25 protein-coding genes and 1 tRNA gene are annotated in these 21,876 nt (G+C 67.9%); 10 read left to right on the forward strand and 16 right to left on the reverse strand.

Annotated elements, in window-relative coordinates; translation table 11 throughout:
* Nucleotides 1–253: 253 nt before the first annotated feature.
* A complete protein-coding gene (locus tag LH62_RS05895; protein ID WP_052213756.1) occupies nucleotides 254–2,071 on the forward strand; it encodes a serine/threonine-protein kinase in 1,818 nt (605 codons plus the stop codon).
* On the forward strand, nucleotides 2,068–3,045 hold the full coding sequence (locus LH62_RS05900) for an MORN repeat-containing protein (RefSeq protein ID WP_043359919.1): 978 nt from the start codon (nucleotides 2,068–2,070) through the stop codon (nucleotides 3,043–3,045). The genes LH62_RS05895 and LH62_RS05900 overlap by 4 nt, the downstream gene beginning before the upstream one ends.
* Nucleotides 3,046–3,049: 4 nt before the next feature.
* Here LH62_RS05900 and LH62_RS05905 read toward each other — a convergent pair whose 3' ends face one another.
* Nucleotides 3,050–3,670 carry a pyridoxamine 5'-phosphate oxidase family protein gene (locus LH62_RS05905; RefSeq protein WP_043359921.1) on the reverse strand — a complete coding sequence of 207 codons (621 nt, stop codon included), beginning with the start codon at nucleotides 3,668–3,670 and terminating at the stop codon, nucleotides 3,050–3,052.
* A gap of 107 nt (nucleotides 3,671–3,777) precedes the next feature.
* Between LH62_RS05905 and LH62_RS05910 the strand changes: the two genes are divergently transcribed.
* Nucleotides 3,778–4,650: a LysR substrate-binding domain-containing protein gene (locus tag LH62_RS05910; RefSeq protein ID WP_052213757.1), complete on the forward strand. Its 873-nt coding sequence runs from the start codon at nucleotides 3,778–3,780 to the stop codon at nucleotides 4,648–4,650.
* Between the two features lie 2 nt (nucleotides 4,651–4,652).
* Here the strand turns inward: LH62_RS05910 and LH62_RS05915 are convergent, their stop codons facing one another.
* Nucleotides 4,653–6,086: a sigma-54 dependent transcriptional regulator gene (locus LH62_RS05915; protein ID WP_043359927.1), complete on the reverse strand. Its 1,434-nt coding sequence runs from the start codon at nucleotides 6,084–6,086 to the stop codon at nucleotides 4,653–4,655.
* Nucleotides 6,083–6,427 (reverse strand): Hpt domain-containing protein, encoded by a 345-nt coding sequence (locus LH62_RS05920; RefSeq protein WP_043359930.1) that lies wholly within the window; start codon nucleotides 6,425–6,427, stop codon nucleotides 6,083–6,085. Before LH62_RS05920 ends, LH62_RS05915 begins: the two co-directional genes overlap by 4 nt.
* 349 nt (nucleotides 6,428–6,776) lie before the next feature.
* On the opposite strand from LH62_RS05920, the gene LH62_RS05925 reads away from it, so the two are divergent.
* The 4 genes from LH62_RS05925 (at nucleotide 6,777) to LH62_RS05940 (ending at nucleotide 8,244) form a co-directional block, all read left to right on the forward strand.
* Nucleotides 6,777–7,016, forward strand: a complete 240-nt coding sequence (locus LH62_RS05925) for a hypothetical protein (protein ID WP_043359932.1) — start codon at nucleotides 6,777–6,779, stop codon at nucleotides 7,014–7,016.
* Between the two features lie 59 nt (nucleotides 7,017–7,075).
* Nucleotides 7,076–7,543, forward strand: coding sequence for a dUTP diphosphatase (gene dut, locus LH62_RS05930; protein ID WP_043359934.1), 468 nt, complete (start codon nucleotides 7,076–7,078; stop codon nucleotides 7,541–7,543).
* 81 nt (nucleotides 7,544–7,624) lie between these two features.
* Complete coding sequence (locus tag LH62_RS05935; protein ID WP_043359935.1) at nucleotides 7,625–7,984, forward strand: DUF427 domain-containing protein; 360 nt, start codon at nucleotides 7,625–7,627, stop codon at nucleotides 7,982–7,984.
* 38 nt (nucleotides 7,985–8,022) lie between these two features.
* Nucleotides 8,023–8,244, forward strand: a complete 222-nt coding sequence (locus LH62_RS05940; RefSeq protein ID WP_043359936.1) for a biotin/lipoyl-binding carrier protein — start codon at nucleotides 8,023–8,025, stop codon at nucleotides 8,242–8,244.
* Between the two features lie 16 nt (nucleotides 8,245–8,260).
* Here LH62_RS05940 and LH62_RS05945 read toward each other — a convergent pair whose 3' ends face one another.
* Nucleotides 8,261–9,235 (reverse strand): tripartite tricarboxylate transporter substrate binding protein, encoded by a 975-nt coding sequence (locus LH62_RS05945; RefSeq protein ID WP_043359937.1) that lies wholly within the window; start codon nucleotides 9,233–9,235, stop codon nucleotides 8,261–8,263.
* A gap of 280 nt (nucleotides 9,236–9,515) precedes the next feature.
* On the opposite strand from LH62_RS05945, the gene LH62_RS31005 reads away from it, so the two are divergent.
* Nucleotides 9,516–9,674 carry a hypothetical protein gene (locus tag LH62_RS31005; RefSeq protein ID WP_160299777.1) on the forward strand — a complete coding sequence of 53 codons (159 nt, stop codon included), beginning with the start codon at nucleotides 9,516–9,518 and terminating at the stop codon, nucleotides 9,672–9,674.
* 98 nt (nucleotides 9,675–9,772) lie between these two features.
* Here LH62_RS31005 and LH62_RS31010 read toward each other — a convergent pair whose 3' ends face one another.
* From LH62_RS31010 to LH62_RS30150, 3 genes are all read right to left on the reverse strand, one after another.
* Complete coding sequence (locus LH62_RS31010) at nucleotides 9,773–9,943, reverse strand: hypothetical protein (protein WP_160299778.1); 171 nt, start codon at nucleotides 9,941–9,943, stop codon at nucleotides 9,773–9,775.
* A 105-nt stretch (nucleotides 9,944–10,048) separates the two neighbouring features.
* Nucleotides 10,049–10,249, reverse strand: coding sequence for a hypothetical protein (locus LH62_RS05950; protein WP_043359939.1), 201 nt, complete (start codon nucleotides 10,247–10,249; stop codon nucleotides 10,049–10,051).
* 285 nt (nucleotides 10,250–10,534) lie between these two features.
* Nucleotides 10,535–10,816, reverse strand: coding sequence for a hypothetical protein (locus LH62_RS30150; protein WP_144404389.1), 282 nt, complete (start codon nucleotides 10,814–10,816; stop codon nucleotides 10,535–10,537).
* 428 nt (nucleotides 10,817–11,244) lie between these two features.
* On the opposite strand from LH62_RS30150, the gene LH62_RS05955 reads away from it, so the two are divergent.
* The gene (locus LH62_RS05955) at nucleotides 11,245–12,453 is read left to right on the forward strand and encodes a hypothetical protein (protein WP_144404390.1); all 1,209 of its coding nucleotides are present in this window, start codon (nucleotides 11,245–11,247) and stop codon (nucleotides 12,451–12,453) included.
* Nucleotides 12,454–12,829: 376 nt separating this feature from the next.
* Here the strand turns inward: LH62_RS05955 and LH62_RS05960 are convergent.
* From LH62_RS05960 to LH62_RS05985, 6 genes are all read right to left on the reverse strand, one after another.
* Nucleotides 12,830–12,905 (reverse strand) — tRNA-Lys (locus LH62_RS05960).
* Between the two features lie 55 nt (nucleotides 12,906–12,960).
* Nucleotides 12,961–14,115, reverse strand: coding sequence for a rod shape-determining protein RodA (rodA, locus tag LH62_RS05965; protein WP_043359941.1), 1,155 nt, complete (start codon nucleotides 14,113–14,115; stop codon nucleotides 12,961–12,963).
* Nucleotides 14,112–16,031: a penicillin-binding protein 2 gene (mrdA, locus tag LH62_RS05970; protein ID WP_082012372.1), complete on the reverse strand. Its 1,920-nt coding sequence runs from the start codon at nucleotides 16,029–16,031 to the stop codon at nucleotides 14,112–14,114. The genes rodA and mrdA overlap by 4 nt, the downstream gene beginning before the upstream one ends.
* A complete protein-coding gene (mreD, locus tag LH62_RS30155) occupies nucleotides 16,028–16,561 on the reverse strand; it encodes a rod shape-determining protein MreD (RefSeq protein WP_043359942.1) in 534 nt (177 codons plus the stop codon). Before mreD ends, mrdA begins: the two co-directional genes overlap by 4 nt.
* A 6-nt stretch (nucleotides 16,562–16,567) precedes the next feature.
* Nucleotides 16,568–17,431 (reverse strand): rod shape-determining protein MreC, encoded by an 864-nt coding sequence (mreC, locus tag LH62_RS05980; RefSeq protein WP_043359943.1) that lies wholly within the window; start codon nucleotides 17,429–17,431, stop codon nucleotides 16,568–16,570.
* 55 nt (nucleotides 17,432–17,486) lie between these two features.
* Nucleotides 17,487–18,530 carry a rod shape-determining protein gene (locus LH62_RS05985; protein ID WP_043359944.1) on the reverse strand — a complete coding sequence of 348 codons (1,044 nt, stop codon included), beginning with the start codon at nucleotides 18,528–18,530 and terminating at the stop codon, nucleotides 17,487–17,489.
* Nucleotides 18,531–18,763: 233 nt separating this feature from the next.
* On the opposite strand from LH62_RS05985, the gene LH62_RS05990 reads away from it, so the two are divergent.
* Nucleotides 18,764–19,000, forward strand: a complete 237-nt coding sequence (locus tag LH62_RS05990; RefSeq protein WP_043359945.1) for a hypothetical protein — start codon at nucleotides 18,764–18,766, stop codon at nucleotides 18,998–19,000.
* Between the two features lie 93 nt (nucleotides 19,001–19,093).
* Here LH62_RS05990 and LH62_RS05995 read toward each other — a convergent pair whose 3' ends face one another.
* Genes LH62_RS05995 through LH62_RS29065 form a run of 3 tightly spaced genes read right to left on the reverse strand, consistent with a single transcriptional unit; the run spans nucleotide 19,094 to nucleotide 21,767 of the window.
* Complete coding sequence (locus tag LH62_RS05995) at nucleotides 19,094–20,935, reverse strand: ABC transporter ATP-binding protein/permease (RefSeq protein WP_052213758.1); 1,842 nt, start codon at nucleotides 20,933–20,935, stop codon at nucleotides 19,094–19,096.
* Between the two features lie 2 nt (nucleotides 20,936–20,937).
* A complete protein-coding gene (locus tag LH62_RS06000) occupies nucleotides 20,938–21,606 on the reverse strand; it encodes a hypothetical protein (protein WP_144404391.1) in 669 nt (222 codons plus the stop codon).
* On the reverse strand, nucleotides 21,603–21,767 hold the full coding sequence (locus LH62_RS29065; RefSeq protein ID WP_043359947.1) for a DUF1328 domain-containing protein: 165 nt from the start codon (nucleotides 21,765–21,767) through the stop codon (nucleotides 21,603–21,605). The genes LH62_RS06000 and LH62_RS29065 overlap by 4 nt, the downstream gene beginning before the upstream one ends.
* Nucleotides 21,768–21,876: the final 109 nt, after the last annotated feature.

Below are 21,876 nucleotides of genomic sequence, written 5' to 3' on the forward strand. Positions count from 1 at the left end.
TCACGTTGCGGGGAGAGCATGCGTCGCCCAACGCCAGGAATGTTTTTGGCATCGATATTAAACTATTTGGCGAATTCCGGGCGATTTGAGTAACAATTTGGCCAATATGGGTCCTGACGCCCAGCAGGCGCTTGCCCGGATTTGTTCGCCCTTGCAAGCTTGTCTCTCTCCGTGTTTGGTGGCTGGCGATGCTGGGTGATGGCGCGCTGATGGTGAGGTCCGCCCCTCGGGCCTGCGGAAGCGCGGCTAGGTCATGAACGTCCAAGTGGATATCGCCGGCCGATACGAGCTGCGTGGCACGCTTGGCACCGGTGCCGGCACCATCGTGCACGAGGCTTTCGACAAGCTGATCGAACGCCGGGTCGCGGTGAAGGTCGTGACCTTGCCGCCCGTCGAGGATGCAGAAACCGCCGACGCCATGGCCCGGTTCCGGCGCGGCGCACGGGCCGCGGGCGGGCTCAATCACCCGAACATCGTCTCCGTCTTCGACTATGGGGAGAATGCCGAGCAGGCCTGGATCATCATGGAGCTGGTCGAGGGCGGCTCGCTGAAGTCGCTGCTCGACAGGGGCGAGAAGCTGCCTCTGCCGCGCGTCGTGCAGCTGATGACGCAGCTGCTCGACGGGCTCGGCTATTCCCACGCCAAGGGCGTCGTCCACCGCGATATCAAGCCAGCCAACCTGATGCTCACCCCATCGGGCACGCTGAAGATTGCCGATTTCGGCATCGCGCGGCTCGAGAATTCCTCGATGACGCATGTCGGCACCATGATGGGCACGCCGGCCTACATGGCGCCGGAGCAGCTCCGCGGCGAAACCGTCGACCAGCGCGCCGACCTGTGGGCCGCCGGCGTGGTGCTCTACCAGCTGCTTTCGGGCGAGAAGCCCTTCTCCGGCGGCATCACCTCCATCATGCAGAAGGTGCTGAATACCGACCCGGTGCCTCCCTCGCGCATCGGCCCGTCGCCGACCGGCACGCCGGCGATCGATGCCATCGTCGCCCGCGCCATGGCAAAGGCGCCGGAAGACCGCTTCGCCTCCGCCGCGGAATTTGCCGTCGCGCTGCAACAGGCGGCAGCGGCCGTGACGGCAGGCACACCGGTGCAGGCTGCTCTCGCTTCCCCCTTCCGCCGGTCCCCGGAGCCGCCGGAGGATGGCACCGTCGTCCGCCCGCCGCCGCGCCCGCTGCTGCAGGAGCCGCCGCGGACCCGTCGCCTGTTGCTGCCGGCCCTCGGCGGCGGCGCAGTGGTGCTCGCCCTGCTGGTGGCCGGCAGCCTCATGCTCGGCGGCGACCGCGCTTCCCACGCGCCGCGGCAGCCCCACAACGGCGCACCGCCGCTCCCTCTGCCCCAGCCGCCGGAGCAGCCGCCGCTCGTCCCCGCTCCTGCCCCGCCCCCCGTGCCTCCGGCGCCGAGCCCGGCGCCGCCTCCCGCTCCGGATGCGACAACCATTGCCGCCATGCTTCGCACCATGCCGTGCAGCCTGGTTCAGGCCACCCCGGCCGGCCGAGGTGGCCTCTCCGTCACCGGCCTCGCCAGCACCGCTGTCGCCGAGGCCATGCGTCGCGACCTGGGCGCCTCCGGCCTGCCGCCCGGTGCGACGCGGATCGCCCTCGACAGCTTCGACGGCCCCTATTGCCGGACGCTCGACATCGTCCGCCCCTTCGCCATCCTGGGAGATGACGCGCCCAATCTCACCTTCACCAGCGCCAACCCGCTGCGCGAGGGCCAGGGCCTGCGCTTCAACGTTACCACCCCGCCCTGGCCGGCGCGGCTGCACGTGGCCTATGTGAGCGAGGCGGGTGAAGTCGGGCATCTCGTCCAGGGCGGCACCCCGCAGCCGCCGGGCACCAGCCCCGTCTTCGGCGACGGCAGCCGCTGGGTGGCGACGGCGCCCTTCGGAACCGACATGCTGGTCGTTATCGCCTCCGAAGCACCCCTCTTCCAGCAGCGACGCCGCCCGGAGCCGCTCGAGGATTTCAACATCGCCCTGGCCGGCGCCCTGCGCGACGCCCAGCAAGCGGGCCGCGTCGCGGTGCGGGTGGTGCTGCTGCGGACGGTCCCCGGCCGATGAAGCGCATCCTGTCCGCACTGCTGCTGCTCGCCTGGCCTGCCTGGGCCGCGGTGACCTTCGAGGATCCGCCCGCGCCGCCTCCCAGCAGCACCCGCTCGGCCCCACCCGCCACGCGCCCCGCCCCTCGCCCCCGTCCGCCGCAAGACTCCGCCCCCTCCCTCCCGCCGCCGCCCGCCGCCCCGGCCGAGCCGTCGCGTGGCCTGGTCGCCGATACCCGCAGCCGCTGCGGCATCTGGGCGCCCGATCTCCAGCCCGGCGAGAGCCTCGAATGGTCCGGCGCCTGCCGCAACGGCGCAGCCAGCGGCACGGGGGAGCTGCTGCGGCGGAAGGGCGAGGCGGTGGTCAGCCTCACCCAGGGACAGTTCAAGGACGGCAAGCTGGAAGGCCCGGCCACCATCGCCATGACCGGCGGCACCCAGGTCGAGGCGGAATTCAACGCCGGCGAGGCCAAGGCCGGCCAGATCCGCTTCGGCGATGCCAGCACCTATCGCGGCGAGATCCGCAACAACCTGCCGAATGGCCGGGGCGTCCGGACCTGGCCGCGCGGGCCCGATTACGACGGCCAGTGGGCGAACGGCGTCCGCAGCGGCGAGGGCCGCCAGCAGGACGGCTACGGCGTCTATTCTGGCCAATGGCGCGAGGACCGCCGCAACGGCCGCGGCCTGCAGATATACCCGAGCGGCGACCGCTACCAGGGCGAGTGGCGCAACGACAAGCGCGAGGGCCGCGGCACCATGACCTGGTCCGGCGGCGTCTATGAGGGCGAATGGCGGGGCGACCGCCGCAACGGCCAGGGCACCGAGACCTACAGCAACGGCACCCGCTTCATCGGCCAGTTCGTCGACGACCTGCCAAGCGGCCCCGGCGTGCTCATCGCCGCCGACGGCACGCGCTTCGAGGGGCGGATCACCGGCGGCTGCCTTGCGACCGAACGCGGCATCTATCGCGTCCTCGCCGGACCGGGCGCCTGTTGATAGCTCACCACATGCTATCCTGCGCCCGCGCCGGCCAAGCGGTGTCATAGGCCTCGCCGCCGACCCGACCCTCGCTCATCTCGGCGAGGATCGCCCCTGGCGTCGGGAGGCTGCGAGGGCCGACCTGGCTCTCCGGCCGCCACAGCCCGGCGCGGATAATCGCCCGGGCACATTGGAAGTAGACCTCGCCCACCCGGATCACGAGCACCGAGCGCGGCGCCTTCCCCTCCACCGCGAAACTGTCGCACAGCGCCGGGTCCGTCTCGACCTCCGCGATGCCGTTGATGCGCAGCGCATTGCCGCTGCCGGGGATGAGGAACATCAGCCCGACCCGTGGGTCCCGCACGACGTTGCGCAGGCTGTCGATGCGGTTGTTGCCGCGCCTATCGGGCAGCAGCAGCGTCTTCGGGTCGGCGATGCGGACGAAGCCCGGCCGGTCCCCGCGTGGCGAGCAGTCGAGCCCTTCCGGCCCCACCGTCGCCAGCGCAAGGAAGGGCGCCGCCTCGATGAAGCGGGCATAGGACGGCGTCACATGATCCGCCACCTTGGCTGTCGAGGCCTCGCCCACCGAATCCAGCGACCCATAGATCGCCTCCAACTCCGCGCTGCTGGTGATGACCGTCATGCCCACCCTCCTGGCTCGTTGCGGCTGCATGGCTAGACGAAGCAGCCGCCACGCGACTATCGATTTCGGCTGCCGGATCGGTGAACGAAACTCACAAAGGAAACCTCATGCCGCGCGGCCTGCCGCCTCTCGCCGCCCTTCGCGCCTTCGAGGCGACGGCACGGCTCGGATCCGTCACCCGCGCTGCGGAAGAGTTGGGCCGCACCCATGGCGCAGTCAGCCGTCAGATCCAGGCCCTGCAGGAAGCGGCTGGCCTACCCCTCTTCGACAAGGCGGGCACCGGCCTCCGCCTCAATGCCGAGGGCGAGGCGTTGCGCCGCACCGTTGCTGCGGCGCTGGACGGGCTGGAGGCGGGCTGGATGGCCCTCCGCGAAACGGCGGGCGGCCCGTCCCTGCACGTGGCCTGCAGCGCCAGCTTCGCCATGCGCTGGCTGGTCCCACGCCTGCCGGGCTTCTACCGGGCCCAGCCCGCGCTGCGCCTCCGCCTCTCCATGACCACCGCCCGCGCCCTCCGCCATGAGGGCGCCGACCTGGTGATCGCCTGGAATCGCGGCCATTACCCGCCCGGCGAGCAGGCCCGCGCCATCCCGCTCGGCCCGATCGCCTTCGGCCCCGTCTGTGCGCCGGACTATCCGGTGGAGGCAGGACCTGGCTGCCTCGCCGCCGGCACCCGCATCGCCCACGAGCATATTGACCGCGCCTGGCCGATCTGGGCGCAGCGCGCCGGCCGGGTGCTGGATTGTCGGGACGAGCTGCGCTTTCCCCACACCCATCTTTGCATCGAGGCGGCGCTGGCCGGGCTCGGCATCGCCCTGGTCGAGCAGCGCCTGGTGCGAGAGGAACTGGCCTCCGGCCGCCTGCTCGCCCCTTGCGACTTCGTCCCTTTCCCCGAAGGCCTGGCCGCCCTGCCGACCTCGCCCCGCGCCACGTCGCCTGCCGCCCGCGCCTTTGTCGACTGGCTGCGCGGAACGCTTGGCTGAGCTCAGCCCGCCGCCCGCTTCGGCCCGCGCCAGGCCTGGAGCTTCCGGTAGATGGTCGAGGCGTTGATTTCCAGCAGCGAGGCGGCGCGCGGCACGTCCCGCCCGGTGTGGTCCAGCGCGGCGAGGATCAGCCGCCGCTCCATCTCGGCCAGCGGCATGATCTCCAGGGCCGGCGGCGCCACCGGCATCAGCGGCTCCGCCATGGGAACGGACATCCCCTCGGCCCCACGCGACGCGGCGCGCAACAGGGGAGCCGGCAGCATCGCTGCCTCCACCTGCTCGCCCTCGTGCAGCACGACGACGTTGCGCACCACATTCTGCAGCTGCCGCACATTGCCGGGCCAGGGATAGGCGAGGATCGCCGCCTCCGCCTCGGGCGAGAAGCGACGGAAGCGCTTGCGCTCCTCCCGGCTGAACTGGGCGAGGAAGGCGCGGGCGACCAGCAGCACATCCCCGCCGCGGTGGCGTAGCGGCGGCAGCTCGATCGGCACCACATAGAGCCTGTAGTAGAGATCCTCGCGGAACCGCCCGGCTTCCACCTCGGCCAGCGGGTCGCGGTTGGTGGCGCAGACGAAGCGCACATCCACCCGCTCCTGCCGCGAGCCGCCGACCGGCTGGACGCTGCCGGTCTGCACGAAGCGCAGCAGCTTCACCTGCATCTCGAGCGGCATCTCGCCGATCTCGTCGAGGAAGAGCGTGCCGCCATCCGCCTGCATGGCGGCGCCGGCGCGGTTTTCCGTCGCCCCGGTGAAGGCACCCTTCACATGGCCGAAGATCTCGCTCTCCAACAGGTCGCGCGGGATGGCGCCGCAGTTCAGCGCGACGAAAGGTCGCCCGGCGCGCGGCGAGGCCTTGTGCACCGCCTCCGCCGCCAACTCCTTGCCCGTGCCGCTCTCGCCAGTGATGAAGATGTTCGCCCGGCTGGAGGCAACGCTCTCGATGGTGCGATAGACCGCCTGCATCGCCGGCGAGGCGCCGATGAAGCCCATGTAGCCCTGCCGCGCCGTCAGCGCCCGGGCCGCCTGCAATTCGCTCTCCAACGCCCGCTTCTCGATGACGAGGGCGCGCTTCTCCATCGCATTCTGCAGGGTGAAGACGAGCTTCGCCTTCGGGTAGGGCTTCGGCAGGAAATCCGTGGCTCCGGCCCGCATCACCTCGACCGCGGTATTCATCGAGGCATTGGCGGTGATAATGATGACCGCGGTTTCAGAGCCTTCGGCCCGCAACACCTTCAGCACCTCGAGGCCGGGGAAATCCGGCAATTCGAGGTCGAGCAGGATGGCGTCCGGGTCCCAGGCGCGAGCCTGGGCGAGGGCTTCGGTCGCGGTCCCGACAGTGCGGATCTCGTGCCCGAGATCCCGCAGGTGCGACCGCACGATCTCCACCTGGGTGGGCGTGTCCTCGACCAGGAGGACGCGCCCGACGCCGCCTTTCATCGGCCTTCGGAGCGCGCCGCGAGGGCGGACAATTCCTGCAAGGCTGCCTGGGCCCGGTCCCGGATGACCGGCACCACCACCGCCGGCGGATGCGGCGAGCGTGGGTCCATGGCGACGCGCGCAGCCTGTTCCAGGGTGGTGGCGCCGACCGCTGCGGCCTCCCCGGCCAGGCTATGGGCGGCGCGCTGGTAGCCATCCCAATTCCCGGCGATGGCAGCCGCCTCCAGCTGCCGCGCCAACCGGCCAAGATCATCCTCGAAGGTCTCGATGATGCGCCGAAAATCGGCCGGAGGGAGATCCTGGGCCAACTGGTCGGCGATTTGGGGATCGATCGCGCTCACGGCGGCGTGTGTCGCATTTTGCGGATTTTGTGTCAATCAAGAACCGATCACTACTGCAACAAGCTGAGGCAGGGCCGGCGGTGCCCGGCGTGGTCGCCGGCGCGCAGCGTTGCAGGACCTATGTTGAGCGGCAACGACCCGCTTTAAGAAAGCGACAAGCTCCGGCAGCAAGCCAAGGGGCTGCGCAGGACGATACCCCGATGGGTTGCGCGCAAGGTTATCGCATTCTGCAAACCGCCAGGCGGAGGGACTTGCAGACCGCGGCAAAACGGCCCCGTTTCCGGCCGCTCCTGCCTGGCATGCCGCCTGCCTTGTCCCTCCCGCCCACGCCCGCCACCGGGAGGATCGAATGCGCTGGACCCTGCCGCTCCTCGCCATTGCCCTGAACGGCGGCTTCGCCGCCTCCTCGCTGCATGGCCTGGCGATGCCTGCGCATGCCGTCCTGCCCGCCGCCGGCTTGCCCCTGCCCGCCGCAGCCCATCTCTGGCCTGGGATGCTGCTCGGCACGCCGGACAGCCCTGGCGTGCGTGCCTGGCGCAGCCTCGCCCGCAAGGGACGGGAAAGCCTCGCGCGTGCCATCCTCCCTTGAGCGTTCCGCCCTCGCGGCCCTTGCTCTATCACCGGTCGCCGCGACAGGGAGAGGCAGGCATGGGCAATCCGGTGATCGAATTGAAGCTGCTGGACGAGCGGCTGCGCCAATGGGGCCTGCCCCGCTACCAGACCGGCCTGGCCGCGGCCGTTGACTTGCATGCCTGCCTCGATGAGCCCCTGGTGCTGGAACCGGGCGCGGCCCCGGCGCTGATCTCGAGCGGCATCGCCCTGCACATGGCCGATAGCGGCATGGCGGCGCTGGTGCTGCCGCGTTCCGGCCTCGGGCACCGGAAGGGGCTGGTGCTCGGCAACCTCGTCGGGCTGATCGATGCCGACTACACCGGCCCGATCCTGGTCAGCGCCTGGAACCGCAACCCGCCCGGCGGCGAGCCCATCACCGTCACGCCGGGCGAGCGCTTTGCGCAGATGGTCTTCGTCCCCATCCTCCGCCCGGATTTCGCCGTGGTGGAGGAATTTTCCACGGATTCCACCCGCGGCGCCGGCGGCTTCGGCTCGACCGGCTGAGAAGCGGCCGGCCGCTCCGCCGGGACTTGGAATTCGCCTCCGCGCCGGCGATATCCGGGGCCATCACGGAGGAGCGCCGCCATGAAGCTGCCAGGGCCGGATCACCCCATCACCATCATGCCAACGCCGCAGCGCGTGCGCGTCATCCTCGGTGGCCAGGTGGTGGCGGAGACGAGCCGGGCGCTGACCCTGCAGGAAGCAAGCTACCCCGCCGTGCAGTACATCCCACGCGAGGATGCGGCGATGGAGATGCTGGCCCGCACGCCCCGCAGCACCCATTGCCCCTACAAGGGCGATGCCAGCTACTACAGCATCGCCGCCAGCGGCAGGCAGGCCGAGAACGCGGTCTGGAGCTACGAATCTCCCTACCCCGCCATGGCCGCGATCAAGGGCTACCTGGCTTTCTACCCGGACCGGGTGGACGCTATCGAGATCGGCTAGGCTATGCTCTGCCTGACCGCATCGCGGGGGAGGATTGCATGGCCGAATTGCGCGTACGCGTCGAACTCACAGCCGCCGTCTGGAAGATCGAGGCATCGCCCGGGCAGCAGGTTGCAGAGGGCGACGTGTTGATGATCCTCGAATCGATGAAGATGGAGATCCCGGTCGAGTCGCCACGCGCCGGCACAGTGAAGTCCATCCTCGTCGCCGAGGGCGACGAGGTGCAGGAAGGTCAGGTCGTGCTGCTGCTCGACGCCTGAACCGCCGCGCCTGGACTCAATCCAGCCGGATCTTCGCATCCCGGACGACATCACCCCAGCGGCGGTATTCGACCCCGACGAAGCGGCCGAATTCCGCCCCACCGAGCGGCGCCGGCTCGATGCTGTAGCTCCGCAGCCGTTCGCGAATCTCCGGTGTGGCGAAGCCCTCCAGCACCGCCGCCGCCACCCGGTCAAGAATCGGCGCCGGCGTCCCGGCCGGGGCCTGCACGCCCCACCAGATCATGGCAGCGAAGCCAGGCAACCCGGCCGCTTCGGCGACGGTCGGCACCTCGGGCGCGGAATACCAGCGCTCCTCGCTGGCCACCGCCAGTAGCTTCAGCTTGCCCTCGCGCGCCTGCTGCACATAGGCGGGCAGGTTGTCGCAGGCGAGGTCGAGGCGCCCGGCGAGCAGGTCGGCCAGCAGGGGGCCGGTGCCGCGATAGGGCACCTGCTGCATGCTGGTGCCAGCCGCATGGTTCAGCGACTCAGCGATCAGATGGCCGGAGGTGCCGTTGCCTGGGCTGCCATAGGTCAGCGGCTGCCGCCGGGCGAGGTCCAGCGCCTCCCGCAAAGTGCCGACCGGCAGGTCCGGCCGGGCGACGATGCAGTTCGGCGTGTGGCAGGTGCGCGCCACCGGCACTAGGTCCTTCATCGGATCATAGCCGAGCCTGGCGTACAGATGTGGCCCCATCACCGCGGCGCTGATGGTGGCGACGAGCAGGGTATAACCGTCCGGATCGGATTTCGCCGCGGCCTCGGCGCCGATATTACCGCCTGCCCCGGCCCTGTTCTCGGCGACGACCGGCTGCCCGATGCGGGCCCCGATCACCGCCGCCGTGGTCCGACCTACCGCATCGGTCGAGGCGCCGGGTGGGAAGGGGATGATCAGCCGCACCGGCCGGTTCGGCCAGGGCCCGGATTGGGCATGCGCAAGGGACGGCGCGGCCAGCAGCGGCAGGGCGCCCAGAAGCGTACGGCGTGAAACGGTCATCGGTCCCCGCTAAATCAGGACTCACTCCGCTGGAGCGATTTCAGTTGAGCAAACACCAGTCAAAAGCAGCTTCCACGAGCCGGGGCGAATGGAAGCGACTCCAACCCGAGCCCGGCTTGCTTTGACAAAGCACGTGCCACCGTCACGGCAACAGGCGGCGACGTCTACACGTCTCCGTGCCATCGGCGCGCTGCCGCACCCGTGGTTGGCATGGCAGGGCTTATCCGCCTAGACCCTGGCCGATGACAGGCGCTGGCTGGTCCGGCAGAAGGATGGCGCGGTGAGCGGGAACGATTGGGTTTGGTTGTGCGGCCTCGTGATCGCAGGGATGATCCTCGCGCCGACCATCATCCGCCGCCTGGCCCAATACGTCTTCCTGCACCAGAAGCGCCGCCGCCTGCAGGACCGCTTCGCTGCTAGGCTCGCTCGGAAGAATTAAGACCCGAAAGCGTGGGTTACGCCACGCAACGCCGGAGTTGAACCTGCCTCATAAGACACCCGGCCGGATCAACTTAACGGCGCAGCGGGCAGGCCCTTCTAGCCGATCAGCCAGAAGGCGAGTAGGCCGACCTCCAGCCCGGCAAGCAGGCCGACCGTGGCCAGGAAGGCGCGCTCTACACGGGCGGCTTCGGCGGCGGGAGTGCGCCCTGCCTCACGCCGGTCCGCGGCGGCGAGTGACGCGTCGGAGAAGACGGTCTGTGTGCTCATCCTGAATAGCCTTGCTGCGATGCAGCATGGTAACGCCAATCAGCGCCATCGATCCATAGCAATTGAATGTAATATATTGAAAGAAAAGAATTCCGTCATACGCCCTTACCGTCGTGCAGCCCGCCCCACCGCTTCAAGCCAAGCCTCGGCACCGTGGGAAGGGGCGCTGTCATCATCGGCCAGGCTGAGGATGCTCCGCTCGAGCCGCACAGCCTCGTCGCGGTTGACCGGCTCTGGCACGAGGCTCGAGGACAGCGTCACCACGCCCACCGCGAGCAACAACCCAATCACGCCACCATGCCTCACCGAAAGCCTCCCTCCACCATGCCACCACCGAACCGGTGACGCAGGGGAAGATGCGCGCAGGCCGGCACCCGGTCCAAGGCAGAGGGGAAATAATCATTATCGATGGGATGGATGGCTGTAAGGAAGGAAATGGTGGGCGCCATAGGATTCGAACCTATGACCCGCTGATTAAGAGTAAGTGTAAAGAGCAGGGCGATACTGCTGCCCCAGGGTTACAGCCGGCGACAACTTCGGCGTACTTGGCCAGGAGCCCGGCTTGTGCAGCGCCAGATGTCAAGCCACCTGTCATGTCTCCCATGTCCGGAAGCGAGGTTCCAGGAAGTGCTCGCCGCACGCGATTGGTCGCGCCCTTTCCTTGAAGCCGACGACGATGGCACGATCGGCTTGCCAGGGGGCCAATTGCAACGTGCCCGAGACGATAAATGGCTCTGCGAAGCGGCGTTCGGCCTGAAGCGCGTTGTTCTCTAATGCCCGCCTCACCTCGGCCACTGTGACGGTCTGCTTCGGATCGACGACGCCTACTGACTGCCCTTCAAACAGATGAATGCCGCCCCCAGCAGCCGTCACGGCATATGAAGCGCATCCCACGCACCCCGGCGGGGTCCAGGCCTGGAAGCGCGTGCAGCGGCGTTTGTGCAGATGCCGCGCTGGCGAGTGCACACAGCGTCACGGCGAGAGCAAGCGGGTTGCGAATCGTGCGGCGCTGTCCTCTGCGGCCCAGATGTGATCCCGGCGTTTCCGACGAAGCTCCGCGGCAAAGATATTAGGGAGGCACCCGGCGCACTGTATGTACCCGGCAGACTTGCGGCCGGTGCATGATCTCCTTTTGAATCAAGTCAGGAGTGTAGATCGAAAGTTATGTTTCACCAGATAGGTGATCGTAATTTTTATTACGACCATCTATTCGTTAACAAGTCATTGTGATCTTGGGTGACTGCGAAAAAACTGCCAGCATCATGCGTGACCAAAAATTGGTTCAACGCAGAGGACTTTACATGCTGACAATCAGACCCAATCGTCCTCTCGATTGGAACGGTTATCCAAGGATCGACGAAGGGCAGGAGATCCAGTGGAGGATCGAGTCGTCCGATCCAAACCTCCAAGAGTCCGTGCTCATTACTCCTGCCAGCCCCAACATCAGCACTGCCGAGCAAACCGTCAATTTTGTCCCTGGAGGCGACGCGGTTCAGTTCCGCACCTTCGCAACGGCGGATGACAAGGTCTATGAGCCGAATGAGTGGTACGCGTTCAGCTTCTCGCCGATCAACAACGCGGCACTGAACACCACCTATTACAGCGCCCCGTTGGTGAACAATGATTCGTTGCCCTCCGTCGCCATCAACGCGCGAGATGCGACTATCCTCGAAAACGCCGCCGATCGCGTGTTCCGCTTCGACATCGACAGAGCGGGCGACGATCTTTCGATGGTGACGAACGTCGAGGTGCGGATCGCTCCGACAGGCACAACCCCGGTCGATCAAACCGATCTCGCCACGCAGTTCGGGACGCAGGTTGTCCAGTTCGCAGTAAACGAGACACGCAAGACGATCGAGGTGCGCTTCAACAACGACGCCACCATCGAGGCTGCGGAAACGTTTGAGGTGTCGATCACGAATGCGACCTCGACCTCAGCCACGCAGTTCTATTCCGGTACGCAGTACAATCCGATCGCCAAGTACTCGGCCGCCGTCGCTATCCTGAACGACGACCCCAACATCCCCGCTCCTCCTCCGGACCTGCCGCCTACTCCCGTACATCGCTTCTACAATGCCGTCACGAAGGCCCACTTCTTCACGGCTTCTGCTGCGGAGCGCGACATCGTCCAGAACACGCTACCCGACTACCGCTATGAGGGTGTTGGCTTTCAAGCGGTGCCGCAACAGGAGGGCGCCGATCCCCTCTATCGTTTCTACAACACGCAAACTAACACCCACTTCTTCACGCCATCTGCGGCAGAGCGGGACAGTGTGATCGCCAACCTTTCCTCGACCTATAACTACGAAGGTGTAGGCTTTTACGCATCCGACAAAGATGGTGGCGGTCTTACAGAGGTGTATCGTTTCTACAACACAGCCACGGGGGTCCACTTCTATACCCCTTCGGTGCTAGAACGTAATATTGTGCAGCAAACGCTTCCGACCTATAACTACGAGGGAGTGGGGTTCTACGTGCCCGATTCATCTAGCTACGATTTGCTCGGCTAACCGGAGCGACCGTCGTGGCCAAAATCTAGATGGTTTTGGCCACGAACAACGGCCTAGCGACCTTTAAACAGTTGCTACCTATACAAATTTCCACATTTAGTTTTGTAAGGGCCACACCGCTTGTCCTGCCACACTTGGCAGCCCGGCCCAACCGACGCCGCCAGAAGGATTAGTGCGGAAGGTAACACGCTGGGCGTCGGCAGTTCGGGACTAAGGGGCAGAACGGGCTGAGCCCTCGGGTGGGCTTGCGCTTACTCCTGTGCCATGCAGCGATTTCGTTAGCCAACCAACCGAAGCCAAATACCGCTTGGCGGGTCTGCAGACAAATGCACTTGGCCGCAGGCGGTCCACGCGGCGCTTAAGCTTTTGAATGGATTGGTGGGCGCCGTAGGATTCGAACCTACGACCCGCTGATTAAGAGTCAGCTGCTCTACCAACTGAGCTAGGCGCCCCACCGGGAGGCGCTTTCTAACGCCCGCTGCGGCTTTGTCCAGCCCCTATCCGCACTCAATCGCGTGCCGAAGCGAATTCCGCATCCCGGTGGACATACACCGAGATCAGCAGCCCGAAGCCCAGCATGGTCGTCAGCATGGCCGAGCCGCCATGGGAGATCAGCGGCAGCGGCACCCCGCCGACAGGGATGGAGCCCGTCACCATCGCCACATTGACAAAGACATAGAGAAAGAAGTTGGTCCCGAGCCCGACCGCGATCAGCCGCCCGAATTGGTGGCGGCAACGCAGCGCGACCGCGAAGCAGAAGACCAGCACCAGCGAGAGCAGCCCGAGCACCGCCAGCGCCCCAACCAAACCGAATTCCTCGGCGATCATCGTGAAGATGAAGTCGGTCTGCTTCTCGGGCAGGAAATTGAGGTGCCCCTGCGTCCCCTGCAGGAAGCCCTTGCCCCACAACCCGCCCGAGCCGAGCGCGATCTTCGACTGGATGATGTTGTACCCCGCCCCCAGCGGGTCGCTCTCCGGGTCGAGGAAGGTGGTGATGCGTGCCCGCTGGTAGTCGTGCAGATGGTCATAGGCGATCGGCGCCGCCACCGCGACGCCGCCGGCGGCCAGCGCGAATTTCCACCACCGCGTCCCGGCCGCGAGGAACACCGCCCCCCCCACCATCCCGGTGATGAGCGCCGTGCCCAGATTAGGCTGCTTCAGGATCAGCCCGACCGGCAGCAGCACCGCCAGCCCGGGCGGGATGAGGAAGAGCAGGTTGCCCATCCGCTCCCAGCTCGCCCGCTGGAACCAGGCCGCGAGGCCGAGCACCAGCATGATCTTCATCAGCTCCGAAGGCTGCAGCTGCAAGGGCCCGATATCGATCCAGCGCTGCGCCCCCTTCCCCACATTGCCGTGCAGCAGCACCAGCACCAGCAGCGCGATGCCCGTCGCATAGCCTACCCAGGCCAGCCGCGCGATGAAGCGGATGTCGACCATGGCGATGGAAAGCATCAGCACCAGGCCGAAGCCGAAGCGCAGCGCATGCTTCGCCGCATAGGGTTCCGCCGACCCGCCGCCCGCCGAATAGAGCGCCACATAGCCGACGGCCGCGATGGCGCAGAGCAGCAGCACGAAGCTCCAGGGGATCAGCCAGAGCTTCTGCAAGAGGCCGAAGCCGCGATCCCGCGTCAGCAGCCGGCGCTCGTAGGTGACGCCGCTCATCGTCCCGCCTCGGCCACCCGCTGGCCCGGCGCCGGGCGCAGCCGGTTGAACACCTCCACCATCGCATCGCGGGCCAGCGGCGCCGCGGCTCCGGCACCGCTCATGCCATGCTCCACCACGACGCTCACGGCATAGAGCGGGTTGTCATAAGGCGCGAAGGCGACGAAGAGCGCGTGCGGCCGCCACTCCCGCGGCTGGTTCTCCGCCTTGAAGCCGCGCTCCCGCTGCTCCCGGCTCACGCGGCGCACCTGGACCGAGCCCGTCTTGCCCGCCATCACCCCGAGCGCCGGCGGCAGCCGGGCCCCGAGCGCCGTGCCCCCCGGCTCATTGACCACCGCCCACATCCCCTCGCGCATCAGCTTCAAATCCCGCTCCGGGATGCCGAGGCTTGGCCAGTCCTCGGGCCTGCCGCCGCGCCCCGGCTTGCCGCCGACCATCCGCGTCAGATGCGGCTGCACCGCCCGCCCCGTCGCCAGCCGCGCCGTCATGGTGGCGAGTTGCAAGGGCGTCAGTTGATAGAAGCCCTGGCCGATGCCATGCACGATGGTATCGCCGAGGTTCCACGGCTTGCCCTGCGCCTGCCGCCAGGCCCGGGTCGGCACCAGCCCCCTCTTCGTCCCCGGCAACTCGATGTCGAGGTCCACCCCAAGCCCGAAGCGATTGGCCATGGCGGCGATCCGGTCGATGCCGACGCGCCTGGCGATCTCATAGAAATAGACGTCGCAGGACAGCTTGACGGCGCCCCGCAAGTCGAGCGAGCCGTGCCCATGCCGCTGCCAGCAATGGAAGCGCGTGTCGCCGAGATCCATATGGCCCGGGCAGAAAACCCGGTCGCCCGGTGCCACCACCCGCGCCTCCAGCCCGGCGAGCCCGACGATCATCTTGAAGGTGGAGCCCGGCGCGTAGAGCCCGTTGGTCGCCTTGTTGATCAGCGGCGTCGCCCGGTTCGACGTCCATTGCCGCCATTGCGCAGCCGAGACGCCGGCGTTGAACACATTCGGGTCGAAGGAGGGCTGCGAGGCCATGGCCAGCACCTCGCCGTTCCGCGCATCCATGACGACGACGCTGGTGCCTTCCTCGATCCGGCCGCGCAGCGCCTTCTGCAACCCGGCATCGACCGAGAGCTGCACATCCTGCCCCGGCACGCCCTCCCGCCGGTCCAGCTCGCGGATCACCCGTCCGACCGCATTGACCTCCAGCTGCACCGCCCCCGCCCGGCCGCGCAGCAGCAGGTCGTGATGGCGCTCGATCCCGGCTCGCCCGACGCGGATGCCGGGCAGCTCCAGCAGCGGGTCGCCATCCATGTCCCGCTCGGCAGGCGGCGCCACATAGCCGACGAGATGCGACAGGTGCTCCCCCTCCGGGTAGAGCCGCGTGGTGCCGACATCGATCAGGATGCCCGGCAAATCCGGCGCATTCACCTCGATCCGCGCCATGTCCTCCCAGCTGAGGAACTCCCGCACCGCCACCGGCACGAAGCGCCGCCGCCGCCGCAGCTCGCGCTCGATCCGTGCCCGCTCCTGCTCGGTCAGCGGCACGATGCGCGAGAAGGTATCGAGCGTCGCCGCCACATCCTGGGTCTGCTCGGCCACCAGCAGGGCCCGCCAGTTCAGCTGGTTGCCCGCCACCACCTGCCCGTTGCGGTCGAGGATGCGCCCGCGCGGCGGCGGGATCAGCCGGGCGGAGACGCGGTTCTCCTCGGCAAGGGTCGCATAGCGCTCGCCCTCCTCCGATTGCAGCCGGTAGAGCCTGCTAGCGAGGAAGCCGAACAGCCCGAGCTGCCCCGCCCCGAGCAGCAGCGTCCGGCGGGTGAAGACGCCCCGCCGGCGCTCCTCCTCGCGGCGCACGCCCTGGAAGCCGGACCAGCCCGGCTTGCCGCTGCCGATCCGTCGCTCCGCCCTGCGCCAGAGTCTCATGGCGCGCTCTCCGCGCGACTCATGGCTTCATGGATGCGGCTCATGATCCAGGCGAGGCCCGGATAGAGCCCTGCGCTCATCAGCGCTTGGTAGAATCCTGGCGCCACCGGCACCACGCGCCACCCCAGCACCACCTGCAACAGCCACTCCAGCGCCGCCGCTCCCAGTGCCACGCCGCAATAGGCCAGCCAGACGGCAAGGAAGGACTGCTTCACCAGGAAGCGGCGCCACCGCGTCACCAGCCCCACCACCACCAGCAGGGTCAGCACGCCGGAGCCGACAGGAGCGAAGCTCAGCAGGTCGCCGAGCAGCCCCAGCCCGAACACCGCCAGCGGCGGCAGTGCGGCCGGGCGGAACACCGACCAGAAGACGATGCAGGGCAGCGCCACTGCCGGCACCAGGCCGGGCAGGCCCACCGGCACCGCCGCCAGCACCATCAGCAGGGCAGTCAAGCTCGTGGGGAAAGCGGCCCGGGCCACCGCGTCAACCTGGCGCAGCAACCCCATGGCGGAGGCGGGGCGCCCTCTCATGGCGCGCTACCGCCTGGGCCGCGGCTCGGGCCGCGCCACCGCTTCCGGCGGCAGGATGCCGCCCAGCCCGTAATCGAAGAGCCGCACCACATCCAGCCGGTCCAGCCGGGCGAAGAGCTCCACCTCCGGCGCCCCGCCCTCGCTGCGGCGGACGATGCCGACCGGCAGCCCGGCCGGAAAGGCCGCCGCCTCGGCGCTGGTGACGATGCGCTCGCCCTCCTCCGGCACTGAACCCTCAGGCCAATGCTGCAAGCGCGGCCGGGCGCCGTTGGTGCCGACCATCATCGCCCGCGCCCGGCTGCCTTCCAGCACCACCGGGATGCGGCTGTTCATGTCGGTCGCCAGCAGGAGGCGTGCGGAGCGCAGCCCCACCTCGGTCACCCGCCCGACCAGCCCGCGCTCGTCGAGGGCGATCTGTCCCTTCCTGACGCCATGATTGGGCCCGATGCCGAGCAGCACCGCCCGTGCATAGATACCGCCGCCGTCGGCGACGACGCGCACAGTCTGGAAGGCCGGCGCCGCCTCGGGCATGAAACGGAGCTGCCGCTGCAGCACCGCATTCTCCGCCTCGAGCGCCAGTGCTGTCGCCTGCCAACGCCGCAACCGCTCGTTTTCCTCGCGCAGCCGGGCATTCTCCGCCCGCAGGCTGAGCAGAAATTCGGCCTCCTGCACCGTCCCCCGCACCGACGCCACAGGCTGTTGCAGGATGGACCAGATCGGCGCCAGCGCATCGGCCAGCGCCATCCGCGCCCGCTCCGCCAGCAGCGCATCGGCCTTGCCCAGCAGCATGGTTCCGAAAGCCAGCGCGATCAGCACTGGCAGGGACAAGCGGGACAGGGCCTGCCGAAGCGGAATGCTGAGCCGGATCACGCCGCCTCCTGGATCCCTGGGTTGAACCCTGCTACTCGCGAAAACTAATTGGGCCTCAATACATGGAACTCAACACCTGACGGAGTTTCTTCGTCTCCTCCAGCGCCCGACCGGTGCCGAGGGCGACGCAGGAGAGCGGCTCCTCCGCCACCACCACCGGCAGGCCCGTCGAGGCCCGCAGCACCTCGTCCAGCCGGTGCAGCAACGCCCCGCCCCCGGTGAGGACGATGCCCTTGTCCACGATATCGGCCGCCAGCTCCGGCGGCGTGTTTTCCAGCGCCACTTTTACCGCCTCGACGATCGCCGTCACCGGCTCCGCCAAGCTCTCGGCGATCTGCCGCTGAGAGACATAGACTTCGCGCGGCACGCCGTTCATCAGGTCGCGCCCCCTTACCTCGGTGACCGGCCCGTCCTCGCCATGGTCCGGCGTCGCAGCGGCGCCGATCTCCATCTTGATCCGCTCGGAACTGCTTTCGCCGATCAGCAGGTTGAACTGGCGGCGGATATACGAAATGATCGCCTCGTCCATCTTGTCGCCGCCGACGCGGACGCTTCGCGCATAGACGATGCCGCCGAGCGAGATGACCGCCACCTCCGTCGTGCCGCCGCCGATATCGACGACCATAGAGCCGGAAGGCTCCGTCACCGGCAGCCCGGCGCCGATCGCCGCCGCCATCGGCTCCTCGATCAGCAGCACTTTCCGGGCGCCTGCGCTCTCGGCGCTCTCCTGGATTGCCCGCCGCTCCACCGCCGTGCTGCCCGACGGCACGCAGACGATGATCAGCGGCGAGGCGAAGCTCCGCCGGTTATGCACCTTGCGGATGAAATGCTTGATCATCTCCTCCGCCACCTCGAAATCGGCGATCACGCCGTCGCGCAGCGGCCGGATGGCGGCGATGTTGCCGGGGGTGCGGCCCAGCATCATCTTCGCTTCCTCGCCTACGGCCAGCACCTGCTTGCGGCCACGGAGATCGGCGATGGCGACGACGCTCGGCTCGTTCAGCACGATGCCCCGACCCTTCACATAGACCAGCGTATTCGCGGTCCCGAGGTCGATGGCCATGTCGGCGGAAAGGAAGCCGAACAGGCGAGAGAACATGCGAAGGCAACCTTCCTGATCGCGCCACCGGCTGTCTCGCCCGCCAACCAGAAGGTTGTGTCGGAGTCCGAAATCACCAGTCCGCGAGGTGTAGCGGATTCCGTGCCCTTACCGCCCTGAGGCGCGCCGCTCAAGCTTCCTCTCCGTGGCCCCACGAGGCTGCGACCAGGGCAGACCGCAACCTAAGCGGAACGTCATGCGTTGTGGCCCCGGAAACACGGGAGACCCAAACCATGCGGAAGGCAACCATTCTTCTCCTGGCCACCCTTGCCCTCGGGGCCTGCGGCTACCGCACCGGCGACCGGGCCGTCTCGGGCGGTCTGCTCGGCGCGGGCGCGGGCGCGGGCGTCGCGGCGCTGACCGGCGGCGGCGTCGGCACCGGTGCATTGATCGGCGGCGCGGCAGGCGCCGCGGGCGGCGCGCTCACCAGCGGACGGGACGTCAATCTCGGCCGGCCGGCCTGGCGCTGAGGTTTATCGGGGAATGCGCCAGCCCGGCGCATTCCCCCTGACCCTTGCCACCATCGAGTGACCGCATCATCGAGGGGCCATCTGGCCCCTTCTTCAATTCGGCTTGCCGGCCTTGAGGGACTTACGGCGGAAGAGGCGTCGGATGGGGTTGCGCTGACTCGTCTTGCGGCGCGGGCGCCGCCGCCCCAGCCGGGCCCCTTCCGTCCCCGGTGCCAGTTTCAGCGTACGATCGTGATAGGCGTCGAGCCCCGGCCGATGCCCGATCGACACCAACGCGCTCCCGGCCAGTTCCTCGCCAAACATCCGCATCATGGCATCCTGGTTTGCCTCGTCGAGCGCCGCCGTCGCCTCATCCATGAAAACCCAGCCCGGCCGGTGCAGCAGCAGCCGGGCGAAGGCAAGGCGCTGCTGCTCGCCAAGGGAGAGAATGCGGTCCCACCGTTCCTCCTCGTCCAGCCGCGGCACCAGCCCTTCCAACGCGCAGCGCTCAAGCGCCGCCTGCACCGCCTCGCGCGGGAACTCCTCGGCCGGCGCAGGATAGGTCAGCGCCGCATGCAGCGTGCCGAGCGGCAAATAGGGCCGTTGCGGCATGAACATCATCGATGCCCTGCGGGGAATCCGAATTGCCCCCGAGCCCCAAGGCCAGAGCCCTGCAATTGCCCGGAACAGCGTCGACTTCCCGCTGCCGCTCTCGCCGAGGATCAATACCCGTTCGCCAGGCGCAATCTCGGCATTCGCCTCTTCGATCACCAGCGTGCCATCGGCCTGGGCGATCTGGAGGTCGCGGAAGGCCAGCACCTCCCGCCCGTGCTCATCCGGCCCTTCCTCGATCTCGATTACGGTATCCGATTCGCTGACATCGGCCCCGTCCAGCGTCTCCTCCAGCTCCACAACGCGTGCCACATGGCTGCGCCAATCGGCCAGGCGCGGGAAGTTGTCGACGAACCAGTTGAGGCTGCTGGTCACCTGCCCGAAGGCTGAGGAGATCTGCATCAGTACGCCGAGCGTGATGGCGCCGGCGAAGTACCTTGGGCTGGCGACGAGCACCGGGAAGACCGTCAGCAGCATCCCATAGGCCGAAGTCAGCCACATCAACCGCCGCTCGCTCCGCATCAGGTCGAGCATGGATCGCGCCACCTGGCCGAACGCACGTTGCAGGCCGCGCTCCTCATCCGCCTCGCCGCCGATCAGCGCGATGCCCTCGCTACTCTCGCGCAGCCGCACCAGGACGAAGCGATGGTCGCTCTCCGCCTCGTTCCGCCGGATATTGGCCTCGACCATCGGCCGCCCGATGAACCAGGTCAGCGCCGAGCCGATGCCTGCATAAAGGAGTGCCGAGAAGACCATGTAGCCCGGGATCTCGAACTCGCTGCCGCCGAGCGCCACATGCAACGGCCCGGACAGGGTCCACAGGATGCCGACGAAGGAAATGAGCATCAGCACGGAGCTGACCAGCCCCACCGCCATGTCGACCGCGATCGCCGTCGCCCAGCGCGTGTTCTCGCTGATCCGCTGGTCCGGGTTGTCCGCGGCATCCGGCAGGAAGTTGATGCGGTAGTGCCGCCCGCCCTCCAGCCAGCGGTGCTGCAACCGCTTCACCAGCCATTCCCGCCAGTGGAGTTGCAGCATCTGCCGCATGTAGAGCTGGAAGACCGCCGTCACCATGCTGCCGATGGTGAGGGCCATGAACAGGCCAAGCTGGCCGAAGAAGGCATCGCGGTCGCGCGATTCGAGGGCGTTGAAGAAGTCGCGGTTCCAGATGTTGAACCGCACCTGCACGGCGATCTGCAGCAGCGTCAGCACCAGGACGCCGGCAGTCAGCCACCAGGCCCGCCTTCGCTCCTCGCCCCGGTAATACTGCGAGGTGAGCCGCCAGAAGCTGGCCATGAAACCGGGCTTGCCGCCATCCTCCCGGCGGTCGTCATCATCGGACATGGTCAGCGCTGCAAGCCGGGGAGGGGCTGCAGCGCATCGGGCGCCGGGCCGAGCTGCTGGGCGAGCAGTGCGCGTCCATCGGGCCCTTCCCGCCCCGGTCCGGAGGCAGCCAGCGCCTGGCCCGATTTCAACATGTCCTGAACGGTGTCTACGGCGGCGGCCGGCACCAGCACGACGCTGCCATCGTCAAGGATCGCGCCCGCCACATCGCCCTGCGGCGTGTAATAGGGCTGCTTGACCGTGCCGGAGAGGCGGAGCAACGGGCTGCCCTCCTGCGCCGCCCGCCCGCCAAGACGCCAGTAGAAGCGGTCCACCACCACGGGCGTCGAATCCGAGCTCGGGGCGAAGGCCAGCATGGTGATGACGGGCGCGCGCCGCGCCCGGATGCCCCAAATGATGACGGACTTCCCGGTGGGCGCGTCCCGCCGCACCGCCTCCGCCACATCAGGCGGGAAGACCACCTGTGGGCCTTCCTTGAAGATCAGCCCATCCACCTCGCCGCGCGGATTGGGCAGGTATCGCTCGACGGTGCCGGTGAAGGAGGGAAGCTGGGTCGGATCGAACCAGAGATCCGGCTCGCCCCGCCGGCCCGCTACGGTCTGCGCCCACGCCGCGCCACCCAAGGGCGCGGCGACCAGAACAGCGATCAGGCCGCGCCTCCCGAGCCTCATGCGCCGCGGATGACCCCGAAAATCAGAGAGACGAGGAACAGCACGATGAAGATGGTGAAAAGGATCTTGGCAATGCCGGCCGAGGCCGAGGCGATGCCGCCGAAGCCGAACAACCCAGCGACAAGAGCGACAACAAGGAAGATCAAGGTCCAGTAGAGCATGGCATCCTCCGCAGGGTGTGCCAGCAAAACGCCGCCACCTCCGCTCGGTTGCCTAAGCCCAACGAGCGCCCCAGTTAACGAACCTGTGTCACATCAAACCCGCTCAAAA

This window comes from Belnapia sp. F-4-1 (genome assembly GCF_000802185.1).
Lineage (GTDB): Bacteria > Pseudomonadota > Alphaproteobacteria > Acetobacterales > Acetobacteraceae > Belnapia.